We start from the raw sequence: 13593 nt of genomic DNA on the forward strand, positions 1-13593 counted from the left end.
TGCAGCGGCAAACGCTGCGCCGCGCCCATTCTACCCTGCGCAGCAGCGACGCCGTCCGCGCCCGGTCGCGCGACATATCTTTTCATGGATGCTCTACGGAGTATCAAAATACTTTAGAATCGTTTTACAGGGCAGCACACGGGTCCCCGCCGCTGTCCGTCTACCTATACAGGAGTCAATTTGATTGCCTCGTCGCTGCGTTGGAAATACTGGATACCCACCCTGCTGAGTGCTGCCCTGCTCAGTGCATGCGGCGGAGGCGGCAGCGATAGCAGCAATGCTGCGCCCGGCACGTCGACCCCGGCCGGGCAACTGACACAGGAGCCAGGCGCTCCCGTCCTCAGCAACAATATTGCCACCGATGGTTTTAACTGGTTCAACTACCGGCGCAGCCAGATCGGCCTGTCGCCACTGGTGCGCAACAGCCTGATCGACAGCGCGGCCCTGGGCCATTCCAGCTATCTCAATCTCAACAATACAGTGGCACACGAACAGGTGCAGGGCAAGCCCGGCTTTACAGGCGTCACGCTGGGCGACCGCCTGGCCAAGGCCGGCTACGTCGTCACCTCGCTGCAGGGCGAAGTCATCGCCGGCGCGAGCAACACGTCCGGCTTTTACCTGGCCGAAGAGCTCGTCACGGCCATCTATCACCGCTTCGTCATTTTCGAGCCGCTGTTCAAGGAAGGTGGCGCGGGCGCGGCCGTCAGCGGCACCGGCTATGCGTATTTCACCACCGACCTGGCCAGCAACCGCAACTATGGCCCCGGGTTGACGGCGGGACAAATCGTCACCTATCCGTTCAGCGGCCAGCAAAAGGTGGCCGTCAGTTTTTCCAGCGATAACGAATCGCCCGATCCCGTGCCGAACCAGGACGTGGTCGGCTACCCGATCAGCGTGCATGCCAACTACGGCACGCCCGTCAGCGTGGCGGCGTTCAGCGTGCGCCAGCGCGGCGCCGCCGCGGACCTGGCGGTGCGCCTGCTCACCAGCGGCAACGATGTGCATACGCCGGTCTCGGCCGCATCCATCATCCCGCTGGCGCCCTTGAACGCGAACACCAGCTATGACGTGCGTTTCATCGGCAAAGTCAATGGCGCCGACGTCACGCGCAGCTGGTCATTCACGACGCGCTAGCCATGCCAAGCGGGCGCGGCGTCGAAGACGAGTGGATGTAGAATAGCTGCTACTGCTTTACTGACATTGACAAGTTTTGGGGCGCCCTGCACACCAGGCATGATGAAACCACACGCCACTTGCGATGATGATGCCGCCGTTGCGGCATCCGACATGGTCCGTATCCTCGATGTCGAGAACGGACTGGGCCGCATCATGGGCGACCGCGTCCTGTACCTGAAAATCCTGCGCCGCTTCCTGCACGACCACGGCACCACGCCGTGCCAGATCCGCGCCGAATTCGACACGGGCAACTATGCCTCCGCGCGGCTGAAGGCGCATACCCTGAAGGGCGCCGCCGGCATGATCGGGGCGCGCCATGTGCACAGCTTGGCGCAAACCCTGGAATCGGCACTGCGCGCGCAGGCGCCCGACCTGGCCCAGCAGATGCTGCAGCTGGAACTGGCGCAGGATCAATTGCTCGGCGCGGTCAGCAGCATGCTGGGCACGCCGGAGGCAACCCACACGGCGGCGCAGGACGTGGCGCCCGACCCGGCCGCGCCCGCCATCCAGCTGCTGCTGGCGCGCCTGGCCAGCCATTTGCGCGAAGGCGACGGGGCAGCCATCGACATCCTGGAAAACTCGGCCAGCGTGCTCGCCGCCAGCCTGGGCGTGAATGTCTACCAGGAAGTGGCGGCCGCCGCGCACGAATTTGATTTCGACGGCGCCCTGGCGGCGCTGCTGCGGCGCCGCTAGCGCTCAGCCCGCTGCCGCTCAGCTGTTGTACTGTGCCTCTTCCGCATACGCCACGCAACAACTCTTGCAACAGAAACGGCGCACGGCATCGAGCGGCTTGTCGCAGTACCAGCAAGCTCCTTTCGGCGGCAGCGCTGCGATCAATTGCGACAGGGAAGGCAATGGCGGCGCCACGACTCCCCCGCTTTCCACGACTTCCGGCTGTTCGCTGTCCATGGCGCTTCCTTTCCTAGCGGCACTTCAAGGCCGCTCAGCAAGATTACGTCAGCGCAGTTCGGACTTCATGACATTTCTCAACGGGGCAGATGCTAGCTTGACTTCCGATAGCTGCGCACCGCGTCATTGGCCTGTTCGTCGATGATTTTCCGCAGCTTCGGCTGCCCCGCATACTTGGCGGACAGCCGCTTCCATTGCCGCTGCGCCTGGCCGCAGGCATCGTCCACGGCCGCGATGATTTCGCGCTGGCGCGCCTTGTCGTTCTCATCCCATTCGCCGGCAAAATGCTCGCACGTTTGCGCGTGCTCAATGAACTTGGCCACGTCCTTCGGTAATTTTTCCTGCGCGCCAACCAGCATGGGCAGGCAGGCGAACACGAAAGCGAGCACAAGTTTCATCGCCACCTCCTTATTTGCCGATGCAGAAACGGCTGAAGATCACGCCCAGCAGATCGTCTGGCGAAAACTCGCCCGTGATGCTCGACAGTTGCACCTGCGCCAGGCGCAGCTCTTCGGCGAACAGGTCCAGCGACTGGTCATCCTGCGCCGCGTGCTCGGCCGCGATATTCAAATGCTTGCCGGCCGATTTCAAGGCGATCAGATGGCGTTCGCGCGCCAGGTACAGCGATTCGCCCGTCTGCTGCCAACCGGCGATGCGCAGCAGTTCCGCACGCAGCAGGTCGATACCGATGTGCTCGTGCGCCGACAGATACACGTGGGTGGCGTCCGGCATGCTGTCGACGCCGGGCTTGTGGCCGGAGAGATCGATCTTGTTCCACACGCGCACCACGGGCACGCCTTCGGGGAAGGCGGCGACGATGGTTTCATCGGCCAGGGTCGGGCCGTGGTCGGCGTCGAGCAGATGCAGGATCACGTCCGCCTTGCCGATCTCGCCCCAGGTGCGTTCAATGCCGATGCGCTCGACGGCGTCGACGGTGTCGCCCGCGCTGCGGATGCCGGCCGTGTCGATGATGTTGAGCGGAATGCCTTCGATCTGGATGGTTTCGCTGACCTTGTCGCGCGTGGTGCCGGCGATCGGCGTGACGATGGCCACGTCGGCGCCCGCCAGCGCGTTCAGCAGCGACGATTTACCCACGTTGGGCTGGCCGGCCAGCACGACATTGAGGCCTTCGCGCAGCAGCGCGCCCTGCGCCGCCTGGGCAAACACTTTGTTCAAGGCTTCGATGACGGCTTTCAACTGACCGCGCGCATTCGATTTTTCCAGGAAGTCGATTTCCTCTTCCGGGAAATCCAGGGTCGCCTCGACCAGCATGCGCAAGCCCGTCACCTGTTCCACCAGCGCGTGGATGGTGTTCGAGAACGCGCCCGACAGCGATTGCGAGGCGGACTTGGCGGCCGCTTCCGTGGACGCGTCGATCAGGTCGGCCACGGCTTCCGCCTGCGCCAGGTCCAGCTTGTCATTGAGAAAAGCGCGGCGCGTGAATTCGCCCGGTTCGGCCAGGCGCAAGCCGCTGTCACGGCCCGCTTCCAGCACGCGCGCCAGCAGCAGCTGCAGCACGACGGGGCCGCCGTGGCCCTGCAATTCCAGCACGTCTTCGCCCGTGTAGGAATGCGGACCCTTGAAGTGGATGGCGATGCCCTGGTCGATGATGGCGCCATCGGCTTCCGTAAAGGGAAGATAGGTGGCGTGACGCGGTTTGAGCTGCTGCGCGCCGAACAGGGCCGTCATTAAAGGAGCGAGATTTTTGCCGGAGGCGCGTACCACGCCGATGCCGCCGCGCCCGGGAGCGGTGGCGATGGCGGCGATAGGGGAAGAGTCGAGTTTCATGGGGGATATTGTAGATGAAAAAAAAGCCCGCGCGAGGCGGGCTTTCTGTTCGCTGGCCGGAATTATTTGGCGGCTGGCGCGTATTTCTTGGTGATCACCCATTGCTGGCCGATCGACAGGACGTTGTTGACGACCCAGTAGAGTACCAGGCCCGACGGGAAGAAGAAGAACATCACCGAGAATGCCAGTGGCATGAACAGCATCATCTTCGCTTGCATCGGATCGGCCGGGGCCGGGTTCAGCTTGGTCGTGATGTACATCGAGATCGCGTACAGCACAGGCAGGATGCACCATGGGTCATGCTGGGCCAGGTCGGTGATCCAGCCGATCCATGGCGCGCCGCGGATTTCCACGGACGCGTTCAGCACCCAGTACAGGGCGATAAAGACGGGCATCTGGATCAGGATCGGCAGGCAGCCGCCCAGCGGATTGATCTTTTCCGTCTTGTACAGCTCCATCGTGGCCTGGTTCATCTTTTGCGGATCGCCCTTGTAGCGCTCGCGGATCGCCTGCATCTTCGGCGTGACCAGTTTCATCTTGGCCATGCTGCGGTAGCCGGCGGCCGACAGCGGGAAGAACGCCAGCTTGATCAGGATCGTGAAGGCGATGATGGTCCAGCCCCAGTTGCCCAGTACGCTGTGGATGTGTTCCATGACCCAGAAGATCGGCTTGGCGATGATGGTCAGCCAGCCGTAATCCTTGACCAGTTCCAGGCCAGGCGATACCGATTCCAGCAAGTGCGCGATTTGCGGACCCGAGTACAGCTTGCTGTCCATGCTGGCCGAGGCGCCAGGCGCCAGGGTCGGCAATGGCAGCACGTTGCCGATGGCGTACAGATTGGTGCCGACTTTCTTCGTGAAGATGTCGCGCTTGGCGTTCTCGGGCGGAACAAAGGCGGACACGAAGAAGTGCTGCGAAATCGCAAACCAGCCGCCATTCGCCGATTGCGGATGCAGGCCTTTCATGGCGTTGTCGTTGCCCTTCTTCTCGTCTTCCACGGCCGCTTTTTCGATTTTCTCGAACGTCAGCTTCTGGTACTTGTCTTGCGGCGTGTACAGGGTCGGACCCGTGAAGCTGCTGTTGAAGAAGGAATCGCCGACCGGCTTGTTGCCGTCATGCGTCAGTTGCAGGTACAGCTGCGGCGTGACGGGGGCCGCGCCCACGTTGGCCACGTCGTGGCGCACGTCGATGACGTAGTCGCCGCGCTTGAACGTAAACGTCTTGGTCAGCTTGACGCCGCCTTCGACCGCTTCCATCACCAGTTGCACTTGCTTGCCGTCACCGAGGGTGCGCACGCCAGGCTGCACGGTAAAACCGCTCGCGTGGGTAGGGAAAGGACCGCCGACCAGGCCCGACTGCGCCAGGTAGGTATGGTTCGCGCCTTCGTCGAACAGCACTTCGTTTTGCTTGCCTTCGTCAGGCTGGCACCATTTGAACAGGCCGAAGCAGCCGCCGAACCAGCCCGGATTGCCCGCGCCCTTGAACTTCAGCAATTCCAGACGCTTGACCTGGCCGCCCAGGGTGTCGATGTCGACCTTGATGACGTCGGTGGTGATGGTAATCACTTCGCGCTTGAACGCGGCGGGATCGGTCACTTCGCCAGGCACGGCGGTCGCGCCGGCGGCAGCCAGGGCGGCCGTCTTGGCCGGGGTGACAGGCGCCTTGGCGGTTTGTTCCGTGTTCGCGGAGAACATCGACGGCTTGCCGTTCGAGATCATCCATTCGTTCCAGAGAATTACCAGCGAGACGGAAAACACGATCCACAGGATGGTACGTTTATTGATATCCATTAGGGTATTTGTCAGGAGTGGTTGCAACCGCAAGCGGTCGTTGAAGATTGTTTGCAATCGGCCGGCGGCACCGGGTCGACGCCCCCTTCATTCCAGGGGTGGCAGCGGCACAGGCGCTTGGCAGCCAGCAGGCTGCCCTTGGCCGTACCGTGCACGCGCAGCGCTTCCATCGCGTAATGCGAACAGCTCGGATAGAAACGGCAATTCTGTCCCAGCACGGGGCTGATCAGCAACTGATAAGCGCGCAGCAGGAACAGCAGCAGGGTTTTCATGGCGCGCAGGGTGGTGATGCAGCAACAGAACGGGCCTGGGCGGCGATTTGCGCCGCGAACAGGCGGCTCAACTCTTCACGCAGCTCGGCTTTGAGCTTGGTCGTGGTGGCCGGGCCATCCTTGCTGTTGACGGCGCGCGACAAACGCACCACGCAGTCGACCGGCGGCATCGCGCTGTTGCGAAACAGCTCGCGCGTGACGCGCTTGATCGTGTTGCGGGTCGCCGCGCGGGGCGCGAAACGCTTGGCCACAACGACGCCCAGCCGCGCATGCGGCAATTGATTGTGTCGGGTGTACAGCACAAAATGCGCTGTTTTTTGCGAAGGGCGCAAACGAAAAACGGATGAAAATTCATCCGTTTTAACGATACGCCGAACGCGCGCGAAGTCGTGTGAACCTTCGCGTTGATTGCCGACTGGAGTACAGCTAGCCACGCGATCAGCTGTCAACGACAAGCCTAGACGGCCAGGCGTTTGCGGCCTTTTGCGCGACGTGCGTTGAGCACATCACGGCCACCACGGGTAGCCATACGAGCGCGGAAGCCGTGCGTACGCTTGCGGCGAACGACGGAAGGTTGGTAAGTACGTTTCATGTTGGTCTCGCTAAAAACAAAAAAAATGCAAAATCGGGTCTGACGTCCCGTCAGTTTTTGGTGCCAATGACAATCGCGCACTTATGCCAAGGCACAAGCTGGCCAATCTCATCGCCCGCTTAATCCACGCTTAGTCCATATTGTCGTTCCAAATGAATAAACACGGAATACGGGCGGGGAACCCTGAATTATTCAGCATATGCCCCCCTCTTGTCAAGGATTGCCGTGATCGCCTGGAAATTTGCGCGCCGGCCCCCATCTGCTTGCAAGGCCCCGCCACAGGCCGCGCCAGCACTGCCTGTGACGGGATAACCGGGGGATAAGTCGCTTCTTATGCACACGGCGCCCCACCCTGCCACAGAAAAATAAGCGTCGTGCCTGTGGATAACTTTGTCAGTCGGGAGTAGAATAGCGCGTTACGTGTGGCGAGCCCTCGCGCGACGCCGGCCTTGCAACACGGTGAACGCAGGGCAGAATCGATACGCCCTCCCACACCTTTTCACATAGACATACATGGATAATTTCTGGCAGGCCTGTTCCGCGCAGTTGGAACTGGAGCTGACACCGCAACAATTCAGTGCGTGGATCAAACCGCTTATCCCTCTCGATTACGAAGAGGGCAAGCTGCGCATTGCTGCGCCCAATCGCTTCAAGCTCGATTGGGTCAAGACCCAGTTCGCCAGCCGCATCACGGCCCTGGCCATTCAGTACTTCGAAGCGCCGACGGAAGTGCAGTTCGTGCTCGACCCGCGCTTGGCCTTGCCGAAGAAGCCCGTTGCCGCCAGCACCCCGGCCAGCGATCCGAACGGCGGCGCGCCCAGCGCGCGCGCCGCGGAGCCGCAGCCCAGCGTGCCGGAACTGAGCATCGGCGCCGCGCCGCGCCGCGAACAGAGCCGCATCAACACCGACCTGACCTTCGACAGTTTCGTGACCGGCAAGGCCAACCAATTGGCGCGCGCCGCCGCCATCCAGGTGGCGAACAATCCGGGCGTGTCGTACAACCCGCTGTTCTTCTACGGCGGCGTCGGCCTCGGTAAAACCCACTTGATCCACGCCATCGGCAACCAGGTGATGGCCGACAATCCGGGCGCAAAGATACGCTACATTCACGCGGAACAGTACGTTCGCGACGTAGTGACCGCTTACCAGCGCAAGGGTTTCGACGATTTCAAGCACTACTATCACTCGCTCGACATGCTGCTGATCGATGATATCCAGTTCTTTGGCGGCAAAAGCCGCACGCAGGAAGAGTTCTTCTATGCGTTCGAGGCATTGATTGCTGCGAAGAAACAGATCATCATCACCTCGGATACGTATCCGAAGGAAATCACGGGCATGGACGACCGTTTGATCTCGCGCTTCGACTCGGGCCTGACGGTGGCCATCGAACCGCCGGAACTGGAAATGCGCGTGGCGATTCTATTGAAAAAAGCCAAGCAGGAAGGCGTGACCTTCTCCGACGACGTGGCCTTCTTTGTCGCCAAGCACTTGCGCTCGAACGTGCGCGAGCTGGAAGGCGCGCTGCGCAAAATTCTGGCGTACTCGCGTTTCCATGGCAAGGACATCACCATCGATATCGTCAAGGAAGCCTTGAAGGACTTGCTGTCGGTGCAGAACCGCCAGATTTCCGTGGAAAACATCCAGAAAACCGTGGCCGACTTCTTCAATATCAAGGTTGCCGACATGTATTCGAAGCGCCGCCCCGCGAATATCGCCCGGCCGCGCCAGATCGCCATGTACCTGGCCAAGGAATTGACGCAGAAGAGCCTGCCGGAAATCGGCGAGCTGTTCGGCGGCCGCGACCACACCACGGTGCTGCATGCCGTGCGCAAGATCGCGCTGGACCGCACCAAGAATCCGGAATGCAACCATGAATTGCATGTGCTGGAACAAACGTTAAAAGGATAAGCGCGCCTGCGGGGCAAGGCTGGCTCAAAACGTGCTTTACCCTTATTATCTGGGAGAGCACCGCAGCCGGCCTGCCGGGGCTCCCCTTGCAATGATTGTTAAATTACTACGTTAAACTTCATACCTATACATTGAGGATAAATATGCAATTGGTCAAAACCACCCGAGATACCCTTCTCCGGCCACTGCAGATCGTGAGCGGTATTGTCGAGCGTCGGCACACTATGCCGATTCTGGCCAATATCCTCATCCGCAAAGACGGTGAAAATGTCTCCTTCCTGTCGACCGACACCGAAGTGCAGATCACCACGCACGCGGAAATCGGTTCCGGCGCGGACGTTACGGGCACCACCGTGGCCGCGCGCAAGCTGCTGGACATCCTGCGCGCCCTGCCCGAATCGGGCGACGTCACGATGACGCTGCTGAACAAGCGCCTGACCGTGCAAACGGGCAAGTCGCGTTTCGCCCTGCAAACCCTGGCGGCGGAAGAGTTTCCAACCGTGCAACAGGCGGAAAGCTACAACGCGTCCGTCACCCTGCCCCAGAAAACGCTGAAGCACCTGTTCAACATGGTGCATTTCTCGATGGCGCAGCAAGACATCCGCTACTACCTGAACGGCTTGCTGCTGGTTCTGGATGGCAATAACGTCATCGCCGTAGCCACCGACGGCCACCGCCTGGCGTTTTGCCAGGTCGCCACCGAGCAGACGTTCGCGCGCCAGGAAGTCATTATTCCGCGCAAGACCATCATCGAACTGCAGCGCCTGCTGGAAGAGAACGATGAGCCGGTCCAGCTGGACATCGCCGCCAACCAGGTGAAACTGACCTTTGCCGACATCGAGCTGATCTCGAAGCTGGTGGAAGGCAAGTTCCCCGACTACACGCGCGTGATTCCAAAAGGCTACAAAAACGACTTCACCATCGGCCGCGATGAACTGCTGCGCTCGCTGCAACGCGCCGCCATCATGACCAGCGACAAGTTCAAGGGCGTGCGCTGCATCATCACCCCGGGCAGCATGAAGATCAGCTCGACCAATGCGGACCAGGAAGAAGCCGTCGAAGAGCTGGAAATCGACTACGGCGGCGACTCCGTCGACATCGGCTTCAACGTCACGTATCTGCTGGACGTGCTGAACAACCTGAAATGCGAATACGTCAACATCGCGCTCGGTGATTCGAACTCGTCCGCCCTGATCTCCATCCCCGACAATGCCGACTTCAAGTATGTCGTCATGCCGATGCGCATCTAAAGACCACAGCAGTGACGTAGGTCGGATGAGCGCAGCGTAATCCGACATGCTGAATCGCCGTCTGTCGGGTTACGCCGTTCCGGCTAACCCGACCTACGTCATCAGCCAGCAGCCCCGAATCAATCAGCAATCGTTATTTGAGAAAGCAGTCCATGTCCGAGAATCCACAAGACACCCCGATCCAGGCCAAAACGGAAGAATACGGCGCCTCCTCCATCCAGATCCTGGAAGGCCTGGAAGCCGTACGCAAACGCCCGGGCATGTACATTGGCGACACCTCGGACGGCACCGGCTTGCACCATCTGGTGTTCGAAGTGCTGGACAACTCCATCGATGAATCGCTGGCCGGCCACTGCACGGAAATCCACGTCACCATCCACAGCGACAATTCGATCTCGATCACCGACAATGGCCGCGGCGTGCCGACCGGCCTGAAAATGGACGACAAGCACGATCCGAAGCGTTCGGCGGCGGAAATCGTCATGACCGAACTGCACGCGGGCGGCAAGTTCGACCAGAACTCGTACAAAGTCTCGGGCGGCTTGCACGGCGTGGGCGTCTCCTGCGTCAACGGCCTGTCGAAATTGCTGAAACTGACCATCCGCCGCGACGGCAAAGTGCACTTCATGGAATTCGTGCGCGGCGTGCCGCAGAACCGCGAAATCGAAATGCGCGACGGCGTGGCCGTCTCGCCCATCAAGGTCATCGGCGATACGGACAAGCGCGGCACGGAAGTGCATTTCTGGGCCGACGAAGAGATTTTCACGCACGTGGAATTCCACTACGAAATCCTGGCCAAGCGCATCCGCGAACTGTCCTTCCTGAACAATGGCGTCAACATCAAGTTGTCCGACCAGCGTACGGGCAAGGAAGAAGTGTTCGCCTTCGAAGGCGGCACGCGCGGCTTCGTCGAATACATCAACAAGGCCAAATCGGTCTTGCACCCGACCATTTTCCAGGCCACGGGCGAGCGCCTGTCGGACCAGGGCACGAACATCACGGTCGACGTGTCGATGCAGTGGAACGATGCCTACAATGAACAGGTGCTGTGCTTCACGAATAACATCCCGCAACGCGACGGCGGCACCCACTTGACGGGTCTGCGCGCGGCCATGACGCGCGTGATCAACAAGTACATCGACGAGCAGGAATTCGCCAAGAAGGCGAAAGTGGAAATCAACGGCGACGACATGCGCGAAGGCCTGACCTGCGTGCTGTCGGTCAAAGTGCCGGAACCGAAATTCTCGTCGCAGACGAAAGACAAACTGGTGTCGTCGGAAGTGCGCGGCCCCGTCGAAGAGATCGTCGCCAAGACCCTGGCCGATTACCTGCAAGAAAAACCAAACGACGCCAAGATCATTTGCGGCAAGATCGTCGAAGCGGCGCGCGCACGCGAAGCGGCCCGCAAGGCCCGCGACCTGACCCGCCGCAAAGGCATCATGGACGGCTTGGGCCTGTCGGCCAAGCTGGCCGACTGCCAGGAAAAAGACCCCGCCCTGTGCGAACTGTACATCGTCGAGGGTGACTCGGCAGGTGGCTCGGCAAAACAAGGGCGCGACCGCAAGTTCCAGGCGATCCTGCCGCTGCGCGGTAAAGTCTTGAACGTGGAAAAAGCCCGTTTCGAAAAAATGCTGTCATCGGAGCAGATCACCACCCTGATCGCCACGCTCGGCACCTCGATCGGACCGGACGAATTCAACGTGGAAAAACTGCGCTACCACCGCATCATCATCATGACCGATGCGGACGTCGACGGCGCCCACATCCGTACCCTGCTGCTGACCCTGTTCTACCGCCAGATGCCGCAACTGGTCGAGCGCGGCCACATCTACATCGCGCAACCGCCGCTGTACAAGGTCAAGGCCGGCCGCGACGAGCGCTATCTGAAAGATGACGCCGAGGAAGCGAGCTACATGATGACGGTGGCGCTGAACACGGCCGTGCTGGTGCCGCGCGAAGGCGCGGAAGGCATTTCCGGCGAAACGTTGACGGAACTGGTGCGCAAGTTCAACCTGTCGAACAGCATCATGACGCGCCTGACCCGCGTCATCGACCGCGCCGCGCTGACGGCCATCATGACGGGCGTGCAGCTGGACCTGTCGACGCTGGACCTGGCGGAAACCTCCGCCCTGGCCCTGCAGACGGCCATCAACGACAGCGCCGTGCGCGTGCACGTGCGCTCCGACGATTTGTCGGAAAAACACAAGCTGCACATCGAGCGCATGCACCACGGTAACGTCAAAGTGACGGCCATCGACGCCGACTTCGTGCAAGGCCCGGACTACGCCGTGCTGAGCAGCGGCGCCGCCACCTTCGAAGGCCTGATCGGCGAAGGCGCGTTCGTCCGCCGTGGCGAGGGCGAGCGCACCAAGGAAATCGCCGTGGTCGACTTCCACCAGGCCATGCAATGGCTGCGCGACGAAGCCGAACGCACCGTCTCGAAACAACGCTACAAAGGTCTGGGCGAAATGAACCCGGATCAACTGTGGGAAACGACGATGGACCCGACCGTCCGCCGCTTGTTGAAAGTGCAGATCGAAGACGCGATTGCCGCGGATCAGATCTTCACCACCTTGATGGGGGATGATGTGGAGCCACGCCGCGCGTTCATTGAAAACAACGCGCTACGGGCGGGGAATATCGACGTGTAAGCCAGCCAGCTTCCTGGTTTCCGTTGCAGCCAAGGCGGCCCTCTTCAGGGCCGCTTTTTTTATGCACGCAACATCCTGCCGCCATATTGACATAATTGCTAAAAGCAAGCAATAATGTGCCTTAAGCAAATAAATGAAAGCTATCGTATGCAGGCGGATCAACTCGGCGAACGCACGGAGATCGTGCGTCGTTTCAACCGTTTCTATACGCGCCAGATTGGCGTGCTGCATGAACACTTGCTGGACAGCGCATTCTCTCTGACGGAGGTGCGCATCCTGTATGAGCTGGCGCATCGTGAGCAACTGACCAGCGCGGACCTGTGCCGCGAGCTGGGCTTGAACGCGGGCTACCTGAGCCGTGTCATTGCCGGATTCGAAAAGCAGGGGTTGATCATCAAGACGCGCTCGCCGACGGATGCGCGCGCGGCGCAATTGCAGCTGACCGAACAGGGACAGCGCACCCTCGCGCCCCTGGTCGATGCCTCTCGGCGCGAAGTGGCGGCCATGCTGGAACGCTTGCCGCCAACGGCGCAGCAGGAACTGGTCGCTGCCATGGGGCAAATCCAGAGTTTGCTGGGGGAAACATCGCCCGGTTATATCCTGCGCAATCCGCAGCCGGGCGACATGGGCTGGATCATCCACCGGCAAGCCGTGCTGTATGCGCAGGAATTTGGCTGGAACAACGAGTACGAAGCACTCGTTGCCGAAATCCTCGCCAAATTCGTGCGCGAATTCGACCCAGCCCGCGAGCGCTGCTGGATCGCCGAGAAGGACGGCAAGGTAATCGGTTCCGTCTTCATCGTACGCCAGGACGACACGACGGCCAAGCTGCGCCTGCTGTATGTCGACCCGTGCGCGCGCGGCCTGGGTATCGGCAGCCGCCTGGTCGATGAATGCCTGCGCTTCAGCCGCCAGGTTGGCTATACGAAAATGGTGTTGTGGACCAACAGCATCCTCACCGATGCGCGCCGCATCTATGACAAGGCAGGCTTCCAGCTGGTCGAGGAAGAGGCGCATCACAGCTTTGGCAAGGACCTGGTCGGCCAGGTGCTGGCACGCGCGCTGTAACGACGTGCTTGCGCCGCCGTCTGCCACTGTGGCGGCGGCAGGACACTGGCTACCGTTTCCCTCGCTTCAATCACCATTTCCCTCAAGAAACCAGTACACTAGTTCCTGAGCGCAACTAATTTTGCATGCGCGCCATGCCGCCTGCCGTTGCCGGGAGGCGTCCCCTGCCGCAAGGCGTGTTGTCTGCCT

Annotated in this window: 13 protein-coding genes; 6 read left to right on the plus strand and 7 right to left on the minus strand. The window is 60.9% G+C overall.

All coding sequences use genetic code 11. From position 1 onward, the window contains the following. The first annotated feature begins 180 nt into the window (after positions 1 to 180). Together CLU90_RS17260 and CLU90_RS17265 are read left to right on the plus strand one after the other, a co-directional pair. Positions 181 to 1134, plus strand: coding sequence for a CAP domain-containing protein (locus CLU90_RS17260; RefSeq protein WP_332870869.1), 954 nt, complete (start codon positions 181 to 183; stop codon positions 1132 to 1134). Between the two features lie 99 nt (positions 1135 to 1233). Next, positions 1234 to 1869: an Hpt domain-containing protein gene (locus CLU90_RS17265; RefSeq protein WP_092717623.1), complete on the plus strand. Its 636-nt coding sequence runs from the start codon at positions 1234 to 1236 to the stop codon at positions 1867 to 1869. Between the two features lie 18 nt (positions 1870 to 1887). Here the strand turns inward: CLU90_RS17265 and CLU90_RS17270 are convergent, their stop codons facing one another. The 7 genes from CLU90_RS17270 to rpmH all read right to left on the minus strand — a co-directional run bounded on the left by CLU90_RS17270 (position 1888) and on the right by rpmH (position 6527). Beyond that, complete coding sequence (locus tag CLU90_RS17270) at positions 1888 to 2085, minus strand: hypothetical protein (protein ID WP_092717621.1); 198 nt, start codon at positions 2083 to 2085, stop codon at positions 1888 to 1890. A 92-nt stretch (positions 2086 to 2177) separates the two neighbouring features. Beyond that, complete coding sequence (locus CLU90_RS17275; protein ID WP_100428500.1) at positions 2178 to 2483, minus strand: hypothetical protein; 306 nt, start codon at positions 2481 to 2483, stop codon at positions 2178 to 2180. A gap of 10 nt (positions 2484 to 2493) precedes the next feature. Next, positions 2494 to 3873, minus strand: coding sequence for a tRNA uridine-5-carboxymethylaminomethyl(34) synthesis GTPase MnmE (mnmE, locus tag CLU90_RS17280; protein ID WP_092717617.1), 1380 nt, complete (start codon positions 3871 to 3873; stop codon positions 2494 to 2496). Positions 3874 to 3935: 62 nt separating this feature from the next. Further along, positions 3936 to 5663 (minus strand): membrane protein insertase YidC, encoded by a 1728-nt coding sequence (gene yidC, locus CLU90_RS17285; RefSeq protein WP_100428501.1) that lies wholly within the window; start codon positions 5661 to 5663, stop codon positions 3936 to 3938. Positions 5664 to 5674: 11 nt separating this feature from the next. Next, positions 5675 to 5935 (minus strand): membrane protein insertion efficiency factor YidD, encoded by a 261-nt coding sequence (gene yidD / locus CLU90_RS17290; RefSeq protein ID WP_100428502.1) that lies wholly within the window; start codon positions 5933 to 5935, stop codon positions 5675 to 5677. Beyond that, positions 5932 to 6384, minus strand: a complete 453-nt coding sequence (rnpA, locus tag CLU90_RS17295) for a ribonuclease P protein component (protein ID WP_269800030.1) — start codon at positions 6382 to 6384, stop codon at positions 5932 to 5934. Before rnpA ends, yidD begins: the two co-directional genes overlap by 4 nt. 8 nt (positions 6385 to 6392) lie before the next feature. Continuing rightward, the gene (rpmH, locus tag CLU90_RS17300) at positions 6393 to 6527 is read right to left on the minus strand and encodes a 50S ribosomal protein L34 (protein ID WP_010401996.1); all 135 of its coding nucleotides are present in this window, start codon (positions 6525 to 6527) and stop codon (positions 6393 to 6395) included. A gap of 513 nt (positions 6528 to 7040) precedes the next feature. Between rpmH and dnaA the strand changes: the two genes are divergently transcribed. The 4 genes from dnaA to CLU90_RS17320 all read left to right on the plus strand — a co-directional run bounded on the left by dnaA (position 7041) and on the right by CLU90_RS17320 (position 13404). Beyond that, the gene (gene dnaA / locus CLU90_RS17305; protein WP_034754339.1) at positions 7041 to 8435 is read left to right on the plus strand and encodes a chromosomal replication initiator protein DnaA; all 1395 of its coding nucleotides are present in this window, start codon (positions 7041 to 7043) and stop codon (positions 8433 to 8435) included. Between the two features lie 143 nt (positions 8436 to 8578). After that, positions 8579 to 9685, plus strand: a complete 1107-nt coding sequence (gene dnaN / locus CLU90_RS17310; RefSeq protein WP_034754341.1) for a DNA polymerase III subunit beta — start codon at positions 8579 to 8581, stop codon at positions 9683 to 9685. 152 nt (positions 9686 to 9837) lie between these two features. Next, on the plus strand, positions 9838 to 12336 hold the full coding sequence (gene gyrB, locus CLU90_RS17315) for a DNA topoisomerase (ATP-hydrolyzing) subunit B (protein WP_092717607.1): 2499 nt from the start codon (positions 9838 to 9840) through the stop codon (positions 12334 to 12336). A gap of 147 nt (positions 12337 to 12483) precedes the next feature. Then, positions 12484 to 13404 (plus strand): bifunctional helix-turn-helix transcriptional regulator/GNAT family N-acetyltransferase, encoded by a 921-nt coding sequence (locus CLU90_RS17320; protein WP_100428504.1) that lies wholly within the window; start codon positions 12484 to 12486, stop codon positions 13402 to 13404. The last annotated feature ends 189 nt before the right edge of the window (positions 13405 to 13593 follow it).

This window comes from Janthinobacterium sp. 67 (genome assembly GCF_002797895.1).
Taxonomy (GTDB): Bacteria; Pseudomonadota; Gammaproteobacteria; order Burkholderiales; family Burkholderiaceae_D; genus Janthinobacterium.